The sequence below is a fragment of the Congzhengia minquanensis genome (assembly GCF_014384785.1).
Taxonomy (GTDB): Bacteria; Bacillota; Clostridia; order UBA1381; family UBA9506; genus Congzhengia; species Congzhengia minquanensis.
Map to the genome: position 1 here is coordinate 555,080 of NZ_JACRSU010000001.1, position 19,930 is coordinate 575,009.

Here is a 19,930-nt window from a genome sequence, read left to right on the forward strand (position 1 = left end):
CCTTTCCGCTTTGGTGCTATCTGAGAATTAGAATTTGAGCCGCGCTTGCATCGTAACCCGTTTCCGATCTGATAAGAACGACATCGCCCTCCATTAATGATGCGCTGGTTGCCGGTTCCCCCTTTAAGCTATCTGTACGGAACAATTCAAAGGACGCTTTATCCACCGCAATTTGATAGGATTTTTCAGAGTCTTCCATATCGAACAGCATGATGCTGTTCTTTATATCAATGTCGATAAATCTTCCAACAGCCGCGCCCTCACCATCGTTGATGTTAAATTCCATGGAATAGGAAGGAAACGTAAGCCACGCAAGCTCTTTTTTTGCAATGTCGGGTTGATAGGTGCTCTTTATGTCGCTCTGATCCGCGCGATATACTACATTGATCGCATTGATATAACCATTTGAATCAGTAGAAAACTGAAACACGTCTCCAGGACACAATTCAACATTGTTCAGCGGGACAAGATCGCCAGCCGCATTCCCAGCCCGGGTATAGCTGTAGCGGACTTCATCGTGAACCAGACAGCTTCCCTCCTCGCCGTTTTCATAATAATACGCCCGCTTCATATGTACTCCGTCTGCATCAAGGGAATCGGTAAACTTTGTAAATACATGAAAACGGGAACTTCTGGAAAGTCCAGAAGCGCCTGTGCCGCCTGCGCCCCGCAGCAAAAGACAGGTCGAAATGCCGACTTTTGTGTCTTCAAGATTATATGCTGCAAAATACTCAATGTTTTGTCTGGTTGCAGTATTCTGATACTGTCCGTACAAAAGCTTTGATGTGTTCAGTTTTTTCGTAACAGCATACTCGTCGGTGTCTTCCAGCAGCTTATCCATGCTTGGCGTTGAAAAAATTACTGTTTCATTCGATTTCACCACAAATTTATTTTGCGAAGGATCCGTTCCGTGACACATACCATTTCTCGCTCTAAATTCCGATCCACTGGCAATAAGATTTAAATTTCCTGCATCCCCCAGTGGATTTTCTGCTACTGAATTCGGCGCGGGTGTATCAATATAGTTCACATTTTCACCGTTCATGGAAAAGATGATAATGTCGCCTACCGGAATGAGCGGCAGCACTTTTTCTATTTCGGATTTGTTGCTTAAGGTATAGCGCTTACCGTCCATATTTAAATTTTTTGTAGTTTTAACATCAATGATTTTCCCCTCGTCGGTAAACAACTTTAAGCTGATAGCATTTGCAATGGCTCCCGTAACTTCTGTTCCCATAACAACGGCATACTGTCCTTTAATTTGCGCCGCGTCACGGTCGTAATAACCAATTCTGCCTGCCAAATCCAGATAAAATGCTGCCGTCTGCCCAACCTTAGGTGCTGCAACCAGACCTTGGGAAATATATTGCTTCATATTATTAGCCAGCTCATAGTAAGTACCGTTAATCAGGTATTTGTCTCCTTCGAATATTTCGTCAAGCTGCCCTGCAACACTTTTGGAATTAATTGTGACAGTAATCAAACGATAACCTTTGGAATTTTCTGTCTGCATAAAGCTGATAAACGTGCCGCGGACAAGTTTGTCGATTGTCGCCGCACTGCCGTCCGCATTATAAATTCGCAAATCGTCCTCCGCCGGGTCTAAACGCAGCGGCTCTTTGGTATATTTTTCATAATAAGTATTGGTGTAAGAATCGTAGCTATCAATAATAAAGTTTTGAAACTCGTTTATAAACAGCACGTCCGATATTTGGTCGCCTGTGTTGTCCAACGCAGTGAGATATCCATTTTTTGGGAGTATGTCGGAAAGGGCACCGTATCCCGTGTGACTTTTGCCGTTATAAATTACCACAAGATTTGCAGCATCTAAGCTGATATGTTTTTTGCTGTCATTTTTATCCGTATAATAAATTTTGCTGCCAGTAGTTTCAGAAAATAGGATATCCGCTGCATCAAGCCTATATTCTGTGTTCTTTTTCGGAATTTCTTCTAAATAAAGAACGTCAAATTCCCCTTGTTCGTTTTTCTTAAGATACGCATAAACTGCTTTTCCTAAAAATTGCGCGTATTCTGCATCGGGCGTATTATAAACCGTACGGTCTATTTCAATTTGATATTGGCCGATGCCTGTTGAATCGGACGAACGCAAGCGGGTGTTTTCGTTACCTGTAACAATGCCCGCAGTCTTCGTAATGCTATAACGGTCTTCTAAAATGGTTCGTTCTTTGTCTAAGGTGAACTCTGCCTCACCATCGCCGGTATAATTTGTAACAACCACAGCATCTGCATCCATTGCATGATTTAAAATTCGGCAAACATCATACCACACAATGGGGTCGCTGCCCTGACCGGTAAGCCCGTCTAACAGTTTGCAGACATTTGCCGTGTATAGATACCCAGAAGGATATCCACCGTTTCGCATGGCAAACAGCTTGTAACCCATTATATTAATAACAAGTGTAACTGCTTCGTTATATGTTAACAAATCGTTCGGGCGGAACATTCTGTTTTCGTCGCCTGTAATATACCCCTGTTTGTATAGCGTACTATATGCGCCAATTTGCTTGTCAAATGCGCTGATGTCAAGAAAGGGCGAGGTAACGGCGCTGGTTTCAGCGCCGTTGTTCAAGCCGGCTAATTCCATGAGCAGTGGAATAATTTCAAACCGCTTAATTGTATTTGTAAGTGTTTGCGTATCAAATTCGTCAATCACACCCAGCTTGGTCAACTTTTCTGCAATGGCTGTATCCTCCGCTTTTGCCGCAGACTGTTCCCCTGCAGCAACTTCGGTTTCTTCTTTCGCCTGAGCAGTCATACTGAGTGCGCATGTCCCTGAAATCATAATGAATGTTAAAAACCATGAAATGATTCGTTTGGGCCAAACCATTTAGAACCCTCCTTGAAAATAGGCCATTTAGTTTTATTTTAATATGGTTACTGTTAAATTTTTTTGAAGCGGTTTCGCGCTTTTTTGAGATTCCCAACGAAATACTTTTCCTTTTACTGCCGTGTCATCCGTGAGCGTATTCTGATACGTTTGCCCTGAGGCAATATTTACAATTTCGCATTTCACCATCATGCCCATTTCATCATAAAGCGCCACGATTACAATTGAATCTTCAGTATCCTTTTCTGCGTCATAGCTCCAGCTTATACCGCTGCCGGACTGTTGTGCCGTTAGCGATATCTTATTCACAGTACCAAAAGAAATGACGTGCTCCGTATTGCCGTAAAATGTGCCGACAGCCGGAATGATTGTGACCGTCAGTTCCTTTCCGGCAGCATCTTCCGGCACAATAAAATCAAACGCTCCCTGTGTTTTTCCGGCTGCAACAATTCTGCCGTCTAACATAACATATGCACGAGAGTTTCCCTCTGTATAGCCGTCTGTAATGGTATAAGATACGTTGATTGTATCTCCTGCAAAAATATTTTCTGTTTTCGAAATATCTTCCGCTGTTACGCAAAAATCTTCCGGATAAATCTCACCATCTTGCACGCTCTTAATACTAAAATTATCAAGGGCATACTGCAAATACGGATTTGTCTGTGTTTTATCCGGGTCTGCCACCCAGGTAGTTTCATTTTCAAGCATGTAACCGCAGTTTATTAAATATTCATCTGTAAATATCTTGGAATTCACGGAAATGGTTGAAGTATTTACGCCGCCGTTTGCCACACGGAACCAAACGGATATCTGTGAAACCTCCCAGGGTTTGATATATACCGTCTTTTTCGCACCGTCAGTGCTGACGCGTTTGATGGATGATTTGTAAACCGTAGTGGTATCAAAATCCTGAGAAAAGTGTACCCAACCGTCGGAAGAAATTCCCTTTAAGATGGTTGCGGAGTGACAAATGGCGTTGCCGCTGACCGATTCGCACGGAATTGTGCACGCCTCGTCTTCATAAAAGCCGGCAGGGCTGTTTGTGCTTCCGCCGTTTAAAATCAACAGTGCATTTACGTTCACATTTTCTGTTGTTAAATCTTTCGCGTTCATCAGAGCAATATCGCCTGACACCCGTAGTTTTTTTCCTTCCGTCGCGGTTATATTCCAAGTTAGCGTATCCACATTGCCAATTTCGTTTTTCAGCGTCACAACGCCTTTTTGGCCTAAATACTCCTCCTGAAAAGCTCTATTTGCCTTTGAACCAACAAACGCCGTTGTGTCAGGCGTGTCCGAGGCACCAAAGGGATTAAAAATTGTTTTCCCGTCATTTTGATATCCGCCTGTATCTGTATTGGAAGAAAAATATCCTTCAAAATCATCCAAAAGCACGTCTACGTATGGGGTTTCACCCGTCTGCGCACATTCATCCAGATATTCCTGCGTAAAGTAAGATGTGGTTGCACTAAATTCATTCCCATTGTAGGGGCGGAACCATAAGTTTACCGTATGCCCCGTTAAGTCTATGTAGCTTCCGGTGCTGTGCTTTGCGCCCTTTGTGGGGAACGACAGTGTAAACGTATGCCAGGCCCCGTCACCAAAGGCTTTGCCATTTTCATCTGTCTGTACGTTGGCTTTTACAAAGCCGCCCGCCGCCTCGCCGGCAGATACCGTGCACGCGGCATCGCTGTAAAGCGGCGCGCCCTTTAAGCCGGTTAAATAACATTCTACATAACACTTGCTTGAAACTAATTTGTCATAATTTGCATAACGGATTTCGCCCCGAATTGTCAGGTTCTGCTCCTCCTGCATGGTAATACTGTTCACGCCGCTGGTGATTGGCGAAAGGCCTGCATAGGGCTTCAGTTCTAACATTCCGGAATTGTTTATGCCATCCGTCTGCGCAAACGACACCCAATCACCGTTTGCTATGCTCAGTTTCTTTGACCAGTCGCCTTCCGAATTAAATGGATAAAAAAACTGTCCGTCTGAACTTTCAAAGTATGACGGCAGTGGTCCTGCGTCAGCCGGGACAACTTCCGCGACCACATTGAAACCTGCTGAAAGAAGAATGAAACAGCACACCAAAAATGCAAAAAGTTTGTTTTTCATTTTTATCCCTCCATTTTTATTTTTAGTTATTACACATAACTTTGCTTTCATTATAACAATCGTCTTAATAAAAAGCTTACAAAAAGGAAACAAAATAATTGCACAAACGAAACAATATAATTTTAAATTACTTGCATATAAGAAATAATTATGATATAATTTTAACGAAATGAGGTGTAATAAATGCAATTTTCTCCACTTTTAGATGTCATCACCCTATTGCTGGACGGAACCAACCTCTCATTCAACATTATGACAACCTCTACCATCTTGAATTCAAACATAATGTATCTTCCTCCAAGTTATTATCTTCATGCCAATACCTACTGCAGTGCAGCCAAAACCACCTTAAAAGGCTTAAACACCTGTTTGCTTTGCAAAAAAATGACAAACGCAAAATTGTTCAATAAAAAAAAGCCCTTTTGGGGCTACTGCGCCTACGGAATCATGGAATATGTTTATCCCATTATCATAGACAACAACGTTAAATGCATTTTTTATATTGGAAACATAGTTGCAGACAAGTCACGTACGATAGAAAAAATACGACACAGGTGTCATCTGACGAGTGTTTCATCAGAAAAAATGATTTCTGCTTTAAAATCCTGTGAAATTAACGCAGATTTAAACAAGGTGGAAAAAATAGCTCAGATTATTGACAGCTATATTTGTCTGCTTTCCAGCAAAATTACATATGACAATGACAACTTGCATTGGGCTGTTCTAGACGCAAAACAAACTGCTGAGACACTTTACAGTGAACCGCTCACGCTAAAACAATGTGCCGACAAGGTTTTTATTAATGAAAAATATCTGGGACGCATTTTTAAAGAACAACTGGGAAAAAGCTTTCACGAATATTTAAACGAGGTACGCCTTCAGCGTGCAAAATCTTTGTTGACCGACACTGTTTTAAGTATTGCCACTATCGCTTATGAATGCGGTTTCTCTAACATTCCCTATTTTAACCGCACTTTTAAAAAGCGCTTTGGCGCTACCCCTAGCTACATTCGCAAATCGAAAAGCCGCCGTTTGAATTAACGGCGACTTTTTTATTTTAAAATATTATTGACAAAATTGTTTATACTGTGTATAATGTCTATATACAGTATAAACGCATTGAAAGGGGGACAGATTGTTTGAACATCTCTATCAGCAATTCCAGCGGGAAACCAATTTACAGCCAAATCAGCGAGCAGATTAAATCCGCCATTATTTCAGGCGCATTGGAAGAAGACGAAATGCTGCCCTCCATTCGACTGCTTGCAAAGGAACTGCGCATTAGCGTTATTACCACGAAACGGGCCTATGAGGATTTGGAGCGTGACGGGTTTATTACCTCTGTTCCCGGCAAGGGCAGCTTTGTAGCCCGTAAAAATCTTGCAATTATCCGCGAGGAGCAGCTTAAAAAAATTGAGGAACTGCTGCGAGCCGCATCTGACCTGGCCGCTGGCTGCAACATCAGCTTAGATGAGCTAATTGAAATGCTCACGCTTAACTTTAAGGAGGATTAAACCATGGGCAATGCCTTAGAAATTAAAAACCTGACTAAAAAATTTAACGATTTTCAGTTAGACAATGTGAGCCTCACTCTGCCCGAAGGCTGCATTATGGGCTTTATTGGGGAAAACGGCGCTGGAAAAAGCACTACAATTAAACTGATTTTAGGCCTTTTGCACCGGGATGGCGGCGATATTTCCGTTTTGGGCAAGGATTTTAGAAAAAGCGGCGCCGGTTTGAGGGAAGAGATTGGCGTGGTGATGGACGAGAGCAACTTTCCTGCAAACCTCTCTTTAAAAGACGTGAACAGCATTATGAAAAACTGTTACAAAACCTGGAACAGTGAAAAGTTTTTGGCTTTTGCTCATCAGTTTAATCTGCCGGACAAAAAAACCGTGAAAGACTATTCCCGCGGCATGAAAATGAAGCTTTCCATTGCGGTGGCGTTATCACACGCAAGCAGGCTTTTAATTTTAGACGAAGCCACCAGCGGCTTAGACCCCATAGTGCGCGACGAAATTTTAGACGTATTTTTAGAGTTTATTCAGGACGAAAAAAACAGTATTTTTATTTCCTCCCATATCATCAGCGACCTGGAAAAAATTTGCGATTACATAACCTTTGTGCATAAGGGCAAAATTATTTTCAGCGAAACGAAAGAGGATTTGCTGGAAAAGTATGTCATTGTAAAGTGCACCAAAGACCAGTATGAAACCATTGACAAAAGCACGGTGATCGGCGCCCGGAAAAACAGTTTTGGCGTGGAGGCGCTAATGGAACGCTCCGCCTCTTGCAAAGGGTTTGTAAGTGACCAGCCGACCATTGAGGACATTATGCTTTATTTTGTGAAGGAGGAGCAGAAATGAAAGGCTTAATATTAAAGGATTTTTATGCAATGCGTCAGCAACTGAGAATTTATTTCATTATTTTGGCGTTCTGGCTTTTTTTAGCATTTCAGGACAACAATGCCTCATTTTTCGGGGGTGTGACGGCATTTTTCTCCGTTATGATCCCCGTATCCGCCATTGCGTATGACGAACAGGCCCACTGGGATAAATATGCCCTGACCATGCCCGTGTCGAGAACGCAGATGGTGGTTTCAAAATATTTGCTGACCATTTTGTGCATTTTCGTGTGCGGTGTGCTTTCTTTTGCAACCAGCTGCATCATCTCCAAAAACGTTTCTGAAAGCGTTATGACAACACTGATGTTCATGTCGATTGGCCTGTTCTTTGCTTCCATCATCTTCCCTGCTATTTTTAAACTGGGCGTGGAAAAAGGCCGAATGGTTTTAATCGGCATTGCCGTGCTGCCCACCCTGCTTTTAACTGCGGTCTCCAAGCTGGACTTTCCAAAACCCGATCCCGCATTGGTAGAACGTGCGTTTTATCTGGCTCCAGCGGTTTCCGTTGTGGTTTTAATACTCTCCATTTTGCTTTCAGTGCATATTTACAAAAACAAAGAGTTTTAATAGAAAAAGCGCGGCCTGCCGGCCGCGCTTTTTCTATGTATTCAATTAAAACAGTTCGCTCACGGAACCGTCGCAATAAATTCTTCTGATTGCCTCTGCAAACAGGGGGGCAACCGATATGGTTTTAATTTTCTCAATCATTTTTTCTTCGGGGATTGCAATGGTGTCTAACGTTACCAGCTCTTTAATGGGGCTGTCTGAAATGCGTTCCATTGCCGGGCCGGACAGCACGCCGTGGGTACAGCAGGCATAAACCTCTTTTGCGCCGCGCTCGGCGAGCGCTTTCGCGCCGTGGGTAATGGTGCCGGCAGTGTCAATCATATCGTCCACCAAAATAACTTTTTTATCTTTAATATCACCAATGATATTCATAACCTCTGCCACATTCGGCTTTGGCCGCCGTTTATCAATGATGGCAATGGGTACGTCAAGCTTAGAGGCAAAGTTTCTTGCTCTTGTCACGCTGCCTAAATCGGGCGAAACAACCACCAAATCACTGCGCTGCGGGAACTTTTCAAGATAATACTGCGCAAGATAGGTTCCGCCCAGCAAATGATCCACAGGAATGTTGAAAAAGCCCTGGATCTGCGCCGCGTGCAGGTCCATTGTCAAAACACGGTCTGCTCCGGCGGCCGTAATTAAGTCCGCAACCAGCTTGGCTGAAATGGGATCTCTGGCCTTTGATTTCCGGTCCTGTCTGGCATAGCCAAAATAGGGCATAACTGCGGTTATTCTGGAGGCCGATGCGCGTTTAAACGCGTCAATCATAATTAAAAGCTCCATCAGGTTGTCGTTCACCGGGTTTGAGGTCGACTGAACAATGAACACGTCGGAACCCCGGACTGTTTCATAAATGTTTACCGAAATCTCGCCGTCAGAAAACATGCTCACTTCGGCGTTTCCAACCTTTAAGTCCAGCTCCTTTGCAATTTTGGCCGCCAGATTTGGGTTGGCGTTGCAGGCAAAAATTTTTACATCCTTACCGTGGTTTATCATTTGTGATACTCCCCTCTTAAATCTTTTAGATATTAAAATAAAATTATTTGCGTTTCCAGTTGTCTTTAATCACCTGGCGCGCCCGTGCAATTGCCAGGGTGTCTGCCGGCACGTCCTCCGTTATGGTGGAGCCTGCGGCGGTGTATGCATTTTCACCTACTGTTACAGGTGAAACAAGATTTGTGTTGCAGCCGATGAACGCGCCGTCTTCAATCACAGTTCTATGCTTGTTTTTCCCGTCGTAGTTCACCACAACCGTGCCGCAGCCAAAGTTTATATGTTTGCCAACGTCGGCGTCGCCCACATAGGTTAAATGGGCAAGCTTTGTTCCGTCGCCAATGTTGGAGTTTTTAATTTCCACAAAGTCGCCAAGCTTTACATTTTCACCCACACAGCAGTTGGGACGCACATAGGCGAAGGGGCCAATGTTGGTGCCTGCTCCGATTTTGCTGTCGGTTAAAACCGAATGCTTCACGGTAACGTTATCGCCGATTTCGCAGTTTGCAATGTCTGAACAAAAGCCAATCAGCGCGTTTCTGCCGATTTTTGTGCTGCCCGTAATGCGCACATTAGGCTCAACCACGGTACCATCTCCTATGAGAACCGTTTCGTCGATATACACGTTGTTTTCATCAACAAACACAACGCCGGCGGCCTTGTGCTTTTTGATAATATCTTCTCTTGCCAAAAAAAACGCCTCCAAATTTTATTTTAAATCGTTTACCGATTTTTCCAAACGAATGTCGCTTCCGATAAAGTGAAGCATCAGAAAGTGCCCTATAATTCTCGACGCAACGCGCTCGGAATATTTATATTCAAACTCTGCAACAGACAGGTTTGTGTTAATTACCGTTTTTTTGCCGGAAATCAGCCGGGAGTTTAAAATATCGAACAGAGCCGCGTTGGTATACTGTGTGGAAAACTCGCTGCCCAAATCGTCTAAAATCAGCAAATCACAGGTGTATAGCTTGTCGACCTTAAACTTCAGTTTGTCGTAGTCATCCGTCCGTTTAAACTTTAGTTCCTCCAGCATGGAAAAGGTTTGATAAGCCGTTTCGTATATGACGGAATAGCCCTTTTTAATCAGTTCCTTTGCAATGCAGGTGGAAAGAAACGTCTTTCCCAGCCCCGGTGCGCCCCAAAACAGCAGGCTTTTGTCAGTTTTGCCGAAGTTATTGACAAAGCCCAGGCAGGTGTTTAAAATCCCTTTCATATGCTCCCTGGGGGAAATACCAAAATCTATGCTTTGTTCATCGGAATAAAGCGACAAATCAAAGGTTTTAAAGCTCTGGTTTTTCAGCTGGGAGGATAGGTTCGACCGCTCATAGGCCTTTAGCACCAGCTTGCGTTTATAACAGTCGCAAAGCTCTGTTCCCACAGCCCCGGTATCGCGGCATTTGGCGCACAAAAACCGTTCAGAAAGCTCGTCAGTGGCATATCCGTTTTCAACCAGCAAAGCGTCACGCTTGGAAAGCAGCTGTTTTTGCTGGGTGCGCAAATTTTTTACCTGCTGCTGCACATTCCCGCCGGACAAGGCGATTTTATAAAGCTTTAGGCCCAACATTTTAATTTCGTTGTCCACATCGAACGCTTCGGGCACGTTTTTAAACACGCGCTCCCGGCGCTCTGCCAAATCCACCTCATTCTGCCGTCTGATGTCTTCATACTCCGCTTCAATTTCCCTGTAGAGTTCCGCGTCATAAGCCATTGGTTTCACCGCCTTTTCGGGTTACGTTTAAAAAGGTCTTGCGCTCAATTTCTTCGTAATTATATCTTGATTTTTTTGGAGCAGCAGGCTTTGTTTTTAAAATTGGCTGCTCCTTTATGCCGGTTTCCCGCTCTTTTTTCCAGCTTTCCAAAATTTTATTCATGTAGCCAAAGGCCACCTTGCCGGTGTTTTCCACCGTAATTTCATAGGCTTTTTTAATGTCCTCCGCCTCACACTGAAACTCCTGCTGCCACCTGTTGATATATTCTAACTCCTTAGTGGTGAGCTTGCGCTCGTTGGCTCCGATAATGCGGCGCACTGTTCCTGCAAAGGAAAGCAATTCCTCCCGCTTTTTTATAAATAGGTTAGCTTTTGCCACCGAGTCAATTCCATTTTCAGACCATTTCTGCGCCTCACGCTCCAGCTTGCGCATGGTGGTTTTGCCCTTCGACGCAAAATATTCCACCATAACCACAATAACCTCCGGTGTGAGGCCGTAATAGTCGTACATGGAATATAGCAATTCAATGTCAGAAGACGAAAGGGTTTTGCCCAAAATGCCGCTGACAATTTTGTAGGTTTGCGCCAGCTTTGAGTTTTCTTCCATCCGTTTGCCGATTTCACCGCTTTTGTAGTGGGGCTTAAAGTCTGATTGTTTTGCTCCGCACGGAACATCGAAGCAAAACTCCACATCAAACTCCCCGTCGCCCACGCTGGTGAAATTATGTATGGCCACTAACCCTTCCGAAGCGCAAAACAAAAACGCGTTAACGACGTCTATTACATTGATATGCAGGCAGTCTGCGATAAATCCGTTTGAAATGTCTGTTCTGCCTTTATAGAACTGTCCCAGCGCGTACATATATACGGCAAGATAAACGGTGTTTCCCGTTTTTATTAACTTTTCGCAGGCCGCGTCAGGCACTTTAATAAAGCCTTGCTCCGGGCCGGAGGAAATGGGGTTTAAAATCATTTATCTCACCAACGCTTTTTATCATATAGGACATATTATACCACAAGAAACCGGTTTTGTAAACAAGATAAGACCAGTTTCGAGAAAATTTGATGGGGCTTAACCGCGAAAGCGGCGCAAAAAATGCCACGTCAGCGACTTAGGCAGTAACGTGGCACCTTGAAAACTAATTTTAAATTATTTACGCAGTCCGAGTTTTTCGATAATTGCGCGGTAACGTTCAATGTCAATCTTCATTAAATAGTTTAACAGACCTCTGCGCTGACCAACCATTTTTAAAAGTCCGCGTCTGGAATGATGGTCTTTCTTAAACAGCTTTAAGTGCTCGTTTAAGTGGTTAATACGTTCTGTTAAAAGCGCAATCTGCACTTCGGGGGAACCTGTGTCGCCCTCATGCAGCTTATACTTTTCAATAATTTCCTGTTTTACTTCTGGTCTCATGAAAAAAATCCTCCTAAAAAAATATTTAAGCCGAAAACCGAGAGAAAGGTCTAATTCGAGGCGACGCCCAACCCCCAGTCTTGGTAACAGAAAGTATTTTACCACAACCAGTTGTATTTGTAAAGGGTTTTTTTAAATTTTTTTAAATTTTTTGTAAAGAAAATGAAATATAACCTCAATATTCATATTCAAAGCTGGTGTGGTCGGAATTAAAGTCAAACACAAGTTTGTCCTCAAGGTAAAATTTAAAATTGGCAAAGCAAGAGGGATTTTCTAAAATGGTTCTGCTCATCTCCCCCTTGTCCGGCGCGGCAAGCTTTAGCCCGGCATCTGGCCGAAGCCAAATTTCAAGCTGCTGTTTTCCCTGTTTTAACACAATTTGGTTTTCAGTGCAGGCCAGCACTTTTGCGCCCAGATATGTGGCAAAGCGGTATTCCCTGCCCTCATAAAGCACCAGTGCAATGGTTCCCACAAAGTGAAAAAACAGAAACGGAATGGTGGCAACTGAAGCAAACACCGAGCAAGGCTCTTTAAAGTCATTGCTCTGCACCCAGATATACGATTTGGGAAATGACCGTCCGGCATCCATTTCAATATACCCCAATCCGCCGGAAAAGTCAATGGTTTTTCCGTTTAAAACTACTTCACCGAACAGCGTGTGGCGCATGCTGATAATGCCATGCCTGCACTCCATAGGCAAACGGGCAAAAGGGCCCATAATGTCATATTTTATGGGAGCAAGCTCCCCATAGGAAATTTCACCGGTCAGCGTTACGTTTTCGCTGTGAATGTCCAGCTTCACACCTTGTTTCGAAAATTGATTGTTCCCGATAAAGGGAACCTGATAAACCGCGTCGTTGGTTAATATTTGAATAAACTCCTCGGATTTAGACCGTCCCACAATGAAGCACAGGGTGTCGTTGTTTTTTTGGTGCTTGTAATAATACCCTTCAAAATAGTTATTCAATCTTTGCACCGCCCGTCGCAGGATTGTCGATTAAATCTCCGTTCTCCTGAAAGCGTGAGCCGTGGCAGGGACAGTCCCACGTGTGCTCCGCCTTGTTCCACTTTAACGCGCATCCCAAATGGGGGCAGCGCTTTGTTGTAGGCGTGAGCAAGTTTTTCACCGCCTCTGCGCCATTTACAAAAAGCTGGGGCTTTAACATGCTTCTGTGGGGTGAAAACGCCTTTGCAAACTCGTTTTCTTTTCCCTGCACCATGTCGCACAAAATCTCTGCCGCAACCATAGAAGTCGTCATGCCCCACTTGTTAAAGCCCGTGGCCACAAACAAATCCGGCGTCTGTTTGGAATAATTCCCTATATAGGGGACGGAGTCCAGACTCATGCAGTCCTGGGCAGCCCAGGCATAGCACTCCTCTGCTTTGGGATAGTGTTTCTTTGCAAAGGCGCGCAGTTCTTCCCAGTTTCCTCCCTGTTTGCCGGTTCTGTGTCCGCCGCCGCCCAACAGCAAAAGATCCCCGTAATTCCGGAACGAAAGGCCGTTTTCCTCCGCGCCCAGATACATGCCGGAAACATCTTGGGCACTTTTCAGCGCCAGCACATAAGACCGCTGCTGGTACATCTTTAGAAAATAGCTCCCATGTTTGTTGATAAAGGGAAAGTGGGTGGTTACAATAATTTTGTCCGCCGTGATGCTGCTCCGCTCCGACCATGCCTTGTGCGGGCTGATGTCTTTTATAAACGTGTTTTCATATAAGCGCAGGCCGCCTGCCACGGCGGACAAAAACTTTAAGGGGTGAAACTGCGCCTGGTTGGGAAATTCGATTGCGCCTTTTATGGAAAACGGCAGGGGCAGAGTTTCTGAAAACTCCGCCTGAAAACCCAGCATGCGCACTGCCACCACTTCCCGCTCAATTTTCTCTCGGTCGGTGAGGGAATAGATATAAGCGCTTTTGGTTTCAAAGTCACAGTCAATCGACTCGCAAAGCGTGCGGTAGTGCTCCACGGCTTTCTGGTTTGCCCAAAAATACTGCATGGCCGCGTCCGGCCCTGAAGTGCGCATGAGCTTATCGTAAATCAGCCCGTGCTGGGAGGTAATTTTGGCTGTGGTATTTTTCGTAATACCAAGCCCGACACGGTTTGCCTCAGCCACCACACAGTCAACGCCGGCCTGGGTTAGGAAATGGGCGCACAAAATACCGCATAGGCCGCCGCCAATGATTAACACGTCGGTTTTAATGTCTTTGTTTAAGGTTTCAAACCGCGGCATCCTCGCCGTGGCTGTCCACACGGATTGGTGATTCATAATACGTCCTCCAAATTGTTAGTGGGCGGCAGACAACTTTTGGCGTTGCAAACATAATAGGTGGTTCTGCCGTTTATTATGGGATACTGCGGCTCTTCCCCGCTGTCAACAAGCCTTACTGCGGCGTTTTGCGGAAATTTGGCAAGATATGCGTCCTCATCCTTGCGGACACAGACTATCCTTACCGGGGGATTTAAATACTCCAACAGCGCCAGCAAAAAGAAGCTGTAGCCCATTGGGTAGTCCTCCGCCACGGCGGACATAAACGCAAGCTGCCTTTTCGCCTGTTGCTCTAATTTTGGGTCCTGGGTGATTTGCGAGAGCTTCACCAAATTATATGCCATAACAGAGTTGCCCGAGGGCATGGCCCCGTCGTAGGTTTCTTTCGGCCTCAAAATCAATTGTTCCGCATCGGCACCATAGAGGAAAAATCCGCCGTTTTCCCCGTCATAAAAATTGTCTGCCGTTTTTTCTGTAAGCCGCAGCGCCTTGTTTAAATAGTCCTTTTCGAGGGTCGCTTCATATAAGCTGATGAGTGCCAGAATTGTGTTGGCATAGTCGTCTAAAAAGCCGGGGGTTTTACTTCTTGTGTGCCGGAAACTGACAAAAAGCGTGCCGTTTTCCATTAAATTCTGTTCTATAAAGCTGTATGCATCTTTGGCAGTTTCTAAATATACCATATCGCCGACTGCGCGGTACATGCGGGTAAAGGCGCAAATCATCAAACCGTTCCAGGCAGTTAAAATTTTGTCGTCTAAATGCAGCTGCGTCCTTTTTTTCCGGTAGTCTAAAACTGCTGGAATAAATTTGCTTGTTTCCCTGCTTAGCGTTTCCTGTCCCAGCAGGTTGGGAATGTTTTTCCCCTCAAAGTTGCCTTCTTTGGTAATGCCAAAATATTCATTAAAATTGCTGCCGTTTTTTTCGCCTAAAAGCGCGGTCAGCTCCTCATAGGTAAAGGTGTAAAATTTGCCCTCTTCCCCGTCACTGTCGGCATCCTGGGCAGAGTAGAAGCCTCCGGCAGGGTCCGTCATCTCCCTTAGAACATAGGTGGCGGTTTTCACTGCCACATCTTTAAAAAGCTCGTTTTTTGTAATGTGGAAAGCCGTAATATAAGCCATCATTAACAGCGCGTTGTCGTAAAGCATTTTTTCAAAGTGAGGGACTAAGAAAAAATCGTCTGTGGAATAGCGGGAAAACCCAAACCCAATGTGGTCGAACAGGCCGCCCTTATACATTTGCGTCAAAGTCTTTTCGGCCATTTTAAGCACCTGTTTATCGTTTGCAGTTTGCCAGCGGCTAAGCAAAAACAGCAGGTTGTGGGGCGAGGGGAATTTTGGACTGCTTCCAAACCCGCCGTTTTTTTCGTCAAACGCCTGTGCAAACTGGTGTGCCGCCATATCCAGCAGATGATTTGAAACGCTTTCATTCCCAGCCGCAGGCGAACTCAGCGCACTGACGATTTCCCTGCCGGCGGTTAAAAGCTCCTCCCGCTGTGTTTCCCAAAGCTGGGCAATGCGGTTAGCCAGGCGGCAAAAATCTGCCTTTGAATAATAGGTGCCGGCGAAAATAGGCGTTTGGTCCGGCGTTAAAAACACCGATGTGGGCCAGCCGCCGCTGCCCGTAAACGCCTGGCATACCTGCATATAAATGCTGTCGATGTCCGGCCGTTCCTCTTTGTCTACTTTAATTGAGACAAAGTTTTTGTTTAAAATGTCTGCCACTTCGTTATTTTCAAAGCTTTCATGGGCCATTACGTGGCACCAGTGGCAGGTGCTGTAGCCAATGCTTAAAAACACCGGCTTGTTCTCTTTTTTTGCTTTTAAAAACGCCTCGCCTCCCCAGGGATACCAATCAACCGGGTTCTCAGCGTGCTGCTTTAAGTATGGGCTTGTTTCATTTTTTAAATGGTTCATCTATTTACCACCTCAACACTATTATTCCAATTTTTGCCCATAATAAAACAAACGGAAGAAAAAAAGCAGCGAAAACGGCTCATATCCGTTTTCGCTGCTTTTTCCCAATACAAAATTGACGCACGATACCAAATTCACTATTTGCAATCGCTTATTGCTTCCATTTATCTTTTGAGATTTCTTCTATCCCCGTAATCGGCTGTAAATTACCGAAGCCATCCCACGCCATTATCTTAATGACATCAACATCTGCATGAAATGTTATTGTTTCTATTCTTTCCGCGGAAGATACGGTCTCCAAGACTTTCAGCTTGTTATTTTTGTAGCCTGCGGCAATGAGATTACTTCCTTCTGGAATCGAAAACAGCTCCACATGAACCGCTACGCCTCCTGCCTTTTGTTCTGCAACACTTTTGGTGTAAGGAATATCTTCTTCGTTAAAAGTAACGCGGTACATTTTTTGAAAATCCTTGGAAAATGCAATCACATACTGTCCGTTTGTACCGACAACTACCGGAAAAACGCCAAAATGCGAAATATCCGCAATACGGTTTATGTTATTTAGCTTCACGCCGCCTATATAACCTGCCTGCATGTCCCATTCGTATGTATAGGGGTTTGTAAGCTCATATTTCGGCGCCTTTTCGTTTTCCGTTTCATCATTTTTTGGCACAATTTCATTATTTTTATTAATGTTAATTTCTATATCATCCTCTGTCCAAACGGTTGCCACTCCGTTTGAAAAACTGCCTGCATAAGAATACAGAAATGGAATAACAACAGTACCTGTTTTATCAATGAATCCATATTTTCCGTCTTTGCTCACCGCCGCCAACCCCTCTGAAAAACCATATGCATAATCATAAATAAACGGTACGGCAATCGACCCTGTTTCATCAATATAACCATATACAGAATCGCCCCTGTAAATCTGCGTCAGACGAACACAGTACATATCTTCCGCAAATTCGACATGAATTTCTGCATACTCTATCGGCATCACAATATTATTCTCGCAGTCAACCAAACCATATTTGTTTTCCCAATAGTTTTGTCCTTTTTTGCAAACAACGGCAAGACCGTTACCGATATAATTGACTACATAATCATATAGCGAAGCATCCGGCTGAAACGTTGTTAGCGTCTCGCCGTTTACGTTTAAATCGGAATAAACATCTCCCCGTTGCGCTAAAAACAAATCACCGAAATGCTTCAATTGATCATATTCGCACGGAATGATTTCTTCGCCCAAGGCGTTGATTGCGCCGCGCTTGCCATCTCTTCCTATAATACAAATCCCGTTGATAAATTTATCAAATATGCCATCCGCATATGCAACCACATCGCCGTTTTGGTTGATTATACCAATCGACTCATAATTATACGCCGTTTTTCCTATGCCAAATTGATATAACCCCTCACCCAAATATCTTCTCACTACCGGGGGCTTTAACGGGTCGGTATATTGGCTGTAATCAAGGTTTGCCGCGTTGCCGATAACCCCGTCATTGGAAATAAAGTGCAGCTTTTCATCGGAAGCCAGTGTAACAAATCCGCCCGCTTCCGAAAACCGGCCTGCATACAGCATCAGATTATCATTGGCAAGCTGGCAAATCTCCTGTTGTTTTTCCAAATCAAAAACAACGATTCTTCCGTCTTGCTTTAAAACTACCAAATCGGAATATTCCGAAAGTGGATTTATGGCTTCCAAATTGTCGTAAACAAGTATCCCCGTTGCAACGTCCATCAGTGCTGTTGCGTCAGGATATTCCGCTGACGGAACCTCTAAATATGTTTGTTCCCCCACGTTATAGCCCGGACAATAGATTTCGCCAAAATCATTCCATCCAGCGTCGACCGCATAATCATACGCCGCCAGTTCTGCGGTTACGTTCTTTGTTTCATATGCGGCTGCCGAACCGGTAAACAAGTAAAGCATTAATAAGAGAAACGCCGTTTGTGTTGCAAAATTTTTTTTCATTTTTGTCCCCTCCGTTAATGTAAGTTTTCATTTGTCAATTTTGTTTTGCCATAAGTTTTTGCAAATTAAAAAAGTGCGCCAACCGAAGCTGACGCACGAAAAACACATTGCTCCGATTGTCGCCAAACAAAATCCTACACTAACACAATAGTATGCAGAAATAGAGCATGTATTTTTACCGAAAGGCACAAAAATACACACTATCGTGTTAAAAGCGCAATGATTCGATTTTGTTTGGCAATCTCATTATAGCACAAACAAGCTCCTTTTGCAACAAATAATTTATACGGATGCGGATTATAGTATTAACCCTGTGCACCATGACCTGCATCAATAATGACAGTTTTGTTTTCCGTGGGCAAAAACGCACCCTTTGAGCGAAACATTTGATAGCCAGCGCCGGTAAGCCCCGCGCAAAGCGCCAACAGGCAGGCAGCGGCAATTACCTTTTTCTTCTTAAATACCATAATCATAAAAATGCCTCCTAAATCAATCCAATTGTGTTTATTTTTATTTTATTCCCCTATCAAACCTTTTAGCACAGAGGGCAAAAAGAAAAGCCCCTCCGCCAAAGCGGAGAGGCCTGCATTTTTTATTTTACTTTAATTTTGTTGTAAATTTTTTCGTTAATAGTAATGTTCATGCTGTCTTTCAAGCCGTCTAAATATTCGGTGTATTTGTCGGACATGATGGAGTTAGACGCAGTGGATAAAATTTTTGTTAAGTCTTCGCCGTCCTCCGGCAGGGGATAACGCTTAATGATATGCCAGCCGTAGGTGGACTCAATCAGGTTCGGGTTCACTTCGCCGGGTTTTACGGCAAACGTGCCGTCGGTGAACTCCTGAATCATGCTACCCGTGCCGTCCAGCGTTGCGCCGGTTTCGTCAATCACATAGCCGTCAGGGCTGGTTTCCATACCTGGGTCTTCGCCATATTCCTTAATCAGGTTTTCAAAATTGTCGCCCTTCACGGCCTTTGCTAAAACCTCTTCTGCTTTTGCCTTGGCGTCAGCCGCATATTGCTCTGTGTCCACTTCTTCAGCCGGCTCTGCTGCACCGTCTGCCGCAGCTGCTGCGTCCTGCTGAGGGGTATTCGAAATTAAAACGTGTTTTACCACGGCATATTTTTCGTTGGCCGCGTTTTTCACAGTTTCATCGTCCGGCTTAATAGGGGAATTTTCCTGCTGAGAAAGGGACTGATAGTACGCACTAGATAAAAATGTCTTTTCCATAATGTCCGCAATTTGATACTTGTCCGCACCAGTTTTCTTTTCTAATTCTTTCAGCTGTTCCTTTGTCGCAGCGTCATCTGCATTCACAATGGAGCGTGCGTTTGAAGCCTGCTCCTGGGTTAATGTCACACCCGCTTCCTTGGCTTTAACAACTGCGGTTTCAACGCGGATTAGCTCGTCCATTGCCTTTTCTTTTGCCACTTCAGATGCTTTTTTCCCGTCAATATCAGAATTCCAGTAATCGTCCCCGGCGTTTTCTCCGGCTTCTGAAATCATCTGGTCTTTTATCATTTCTAAATAATACTTATACTCTGCCTCCGTTACATCATTACCGCCCACCGTTGCGATTTTGCGCGAAACGGAAAGACCGTTGATGCTTGCTAAGAACACCGCTACCGCGCATATGATTACGATTGCGGCAATCCACTTAATTGTTGCCTTTAATGCGTTCAACAAAAAACACTCCTTTGTTTAATTGTAATAAATGTA

17 protein-coding genes are annotated in these 19,930 nt (G+C 44.2%); 4 read left to right on the forward strand and 13 right to left on the reverse strand.

Translation table 11 applies throughout. The annotated features are described in order from the left end of the window. Positions 1-16: 16 nt before the first annotated feature. A complete protein-coding gene (locus H8698_RS02570) occupies positions 17-2,848 on the reverse strand; it encodes an S-layer homology domain-containing protein (protein ID WP_249311050.1) in 2,832 nt (943 codons plus the stop codon). A gap of 33 nt (positions 2,849-2,881) precedes the next feature. Next, entirely contained in the window at positions 2,882-4,960 is a 2,079-nt protein-coding gene (locus tag H8698_RS02575; protein WP_249311051.1) for a hypothetical protein, read from the reverse strand. A 183-nt stretch (positions 4,961-5,143) separates the two neighbouring features. Between H8698_RS02575 and H8698_RS02580 the strand changes: the two genes are divergently transcribed. The 4 genes from H8698_RS02580 to H8698_RS02595 all read left to right on the forward strand — a co-directional run bounded on the left by H8698_RS02580 (position 5,144) and on the right by H8698_RS02595 (position 7,931). Then, complete coding sequence (locus tag H8698_RS02580) at positions 5,144-6,001, forward strand: helix-turn-helix domain-containing protein (protein ID WP_249311053.1); 858 nt, start codon at positions 5,144-5,146, stop codon at positions 5,999-6,001. Positions 6,002-6,099: 98 nt separating this feature from the next. After that, on the forward strand, positions 6,100-6,474 hold the full coding sequence (locus tag H8698_RS02585; RefSeq protein WP_249311054.1) for a GntR family transcriptional regulator: 375 nt from the start codon (positions 6,100-6,102) through the stop codon (positions 6,472-6,474). A gap of 3 nt (positions 6,475-6,477) precedes the next feature. After that, positions 6,478-7,326, forward strand: a complete 849-nt coding sequence (locus tag H8698_RS02590) for an ABC transporter ATP-binding protein (protein WP_249311055.1) — start codon at positions 6,478-6,480, stop codon at positions 7,324-7,326. Continuing rightward, a complete protein-coding gene (locus H8698_RS02595) occupies positions 7,323-7,931 on the forward strand; it encodes an ABC-2 transporter permease (protein ID WP_249311056.1) in 609 nt (202 codons plus the stop codon). Before H8698_RS02590 ends, H8698_RS02595 begins: the two co-directional genes overlap by 4 nt. A 45-nt stretch (positions 7,932-7,976) precedes the next feature. Here the strand turns inward: H8698_RS02595 and H8698_RS02600 are convergent, their stop codons facing one another. The 11 genes from H8698_RS02600 to H8698_RS02650 form a co-directional block, all read right to left on the reverse strand. Further along, positions 7,977-8,927 (reverse strand): ribose-phosphate diphosphokinase, encoded by a 951-nt coding sequence (locus H8698_RS02600; protein ID WP_249311057.1) that lies wholly within the window; start codon positions 8,925-8,927, stop codon positions 7,977-7,979. A gap of 43 nt (positions 8,928-8,970) precedes the next feature. Then, a complete protein-coding gene (locus tag H8698_RS02605; RefSeq protein ID WP_249311058.1) occupies positions 8,971-9,615 on the reverse strand; it encodes a UDP-N-acetylglucosamine diphosphorylase in 645 nt (214 codons plus the stop codon). Between the two features lie 18 nt (positions 9,616-9,633). Beyond that, positions 9,634-10,635 carry an ATP-binding protein gene (locus tag H8698_RS02610; protein WP_249311059.1) on the reverse strand — a complete coding sequence of 334 codons (1,002 nt, stop codon included), beginning with the start codon at positions 10,633-10,635 and terminating at the stop codon, positions 9,634-9,636. Beyond that, positions 10,625-11,608 (reverse strand): DnaD domain-containing protein, encoded by a 984-nt coding sequence (locus H8698_RS02615; protein WP_249311060.1) that lies wholly within the window; start codon positions 11,606-11,608, stop codon positions 10,625-10,627. The genes H8698_RS02610 and H8698_RS02615 overlap by 11 nt, the downstream gene beginning before the upstream one ends. A gap of 177 nt (positions 11,609-11,785) precedes the next feature. Next, positions 11,786-12,049, reverse strand: a complete 264-nt coding sequence (rpsO, locus tag H8698_RS02620) for a 30S ribosomal protein S15 (protein WP_177678448.1) — start codon at positions 12,047-12,049, stop codon at positions 11,786-11,788. Between the two features lie 175 nt (positions 12,050-12,224). Further along, the gene (locus H8698_RS02625; RefSeq protein ID WP_249311061.1) at positions 12,225-13,016 is read right to left on the reverse strand and encodes a tocopherol cyclase family protein; all 792 of its coding nucleotides are present in this window, start codon (positions 13,014-13,016) and stop codon (positions 12,225-12,227) included. Beyond that, positions 13,009-14,316 (reverse strand): FAD-dependent oxidoreductase, encoded by a 1,308-nt coding sequence (locus H8698_RS02630; protein WP_249311062.1) that lies wholly within the window; start codon positions 14,314-14,316, stop codon positions 13,009-13,011. Before H8698_RS02630 ends, H8698_RS02625 begins: the two co-directional genes overlap by 8 nt. Then, positions 14,313-16,229, reverse strand: coding sequence for a thioredoxin domain-containing protein (locus tag H8698_RS02635; RefSeq protein WP_249311063.1), 1,917 nt, complete (start codon positions 16,227-16,229; stop codon positions 14,313-14,315). Before H8698_RS02635 ends, H8698_RS02630 begins: the two co-directional genes overlap by 4 nt. A 151-nt stretch (positions 16,230-16,380) precedes the next feature. After that, the gene (locus H8698_RS02640) at positions 16,381-18,210 is read right to left on the reverse strand and encodes a WG repeat-containing protein (protein ID WP_249311064.1); all 1,830 of its coding nucleotides are present in this window, start codon (positions 18,208-18,210) and stop codon (positions 16,381-16,383) included. 305 nt (positions 18,211-18,515) lie between these two features. Further along, the gene (locus H8698_RS02645; protein WP_249311065.1) at positions 18,516-18,683 is read right to left on the reverse strand and encodes a hypothetical protein; all 168 of its coding nucleotides are present in this window, start codon (positions 18,681-18,683) and stop codon (positions 18,516-18,518) included. 119 nt (positions 18,684-18,802) lie between these two features. Continuing rightward, on the reverse strand, positions 18,803-19,894 hold the full coding sequence (locus H8698_RS02650) for a peptidylprolyl isomerase (RefSeq protein ID WP_249311066.1): 1,092 nt from the start codon (positions 19,892-19,894) through the stop codon (positions 18,803-18,805). Positions 19,895-19,930: the final 36 nt, after the last annotated feature.

Bases quoted from the DNA above. Each gene is read 5' to 3' on its own strand.
- H8698_RS02570 (WP_249311050.1), bottom strand. From the start codon at position 2,848: ATGGTTTGGCCCAAACGAATCATTTCATGGTTTTTAACATTCATTATG.
- H8698_RS02575 (WP_249311051.1), bottom strand. From the start codon at position 4,960: ATGAAAAACAAACTTTTTGCATTTTTGGTGTGCTGTTTCATTCTTCTT.
- H8698_RS02580 (WP_249311053.1), top strand. From the start codon at position 5,144: ATGCAATTTTCTCCACTTTTAGATGTCATCACCCTATTGCTGGACGGA.
- H8698_RS02590 (WP_249311055.1), top strand. From the start codon at position 6,478: ATGGGCAATGCCTTAGAAATTAAAAACCTGACTAAAAAATTTAACGAT.
- H8698_RS02595 (WP_249311056.1), top strand. From the start codon at position 7,323: ATGAAAGGCTTAATATTAAAGGATTTTTATGCAATGCGTCAGCAACTG.
- H8698_RS02600 (WP_249311057.1), bottom strand. From the start codon at position 8,927: ATGATAAACCACGGTAAGGATGTAAAAATTTTTGCCTGCAACGCCAAC.
- H8698_RS02610 (WP_249311059.1), bottom strand. From the start codon at position 10,635: ATGGCTTATGACGCGGAACTCTACAGGGAAATTGAAGCGGAGTATGAA.
- H8698_RS02615 (WP_249311060.1), bottom strand. From the start codon at position 11,608: ATGATTTTAAACCCCATTTCCTCCGGCCCGGAGCAAGGCTTTATTAAA.
- rpsO (WP_177678448.1), bottom strand. From the start codon at position 12,049: ATGAGACCAGAAGTAAAACAGGAAATTATTGAAAAGTATAAGCTGCAT.
- H8698_RS02630 (WP_249311062.1), bottom strand. From the start codon at position 14,316: ATGAATCACCAATCCGTGTGGACAGCCACGGCGAGGATGCCGCGGTTT.
- H8698_RS02635 (WP_249311063.1), bottom strand. From the start codon at position 16,229: ATGAACCATTTAAAAAATGAAACAAGCCCATACTTAAAGCAGCACGCT.
- H8698_RS02640 (WP_249311064.1), bottom strand. From the start codon at position 18,210: ATGAAAAAAAATTTTGCAACACAAACGGCGTTTCTCTTATTAATGCTT.
- H8698_RS02645 (WP_249311065.1), bottom strand. From the start codon at position 18,683: ATGATTATGGTATTTAAGAAGAAAAAGGTAATTGCCGCTGCCTGCCTG.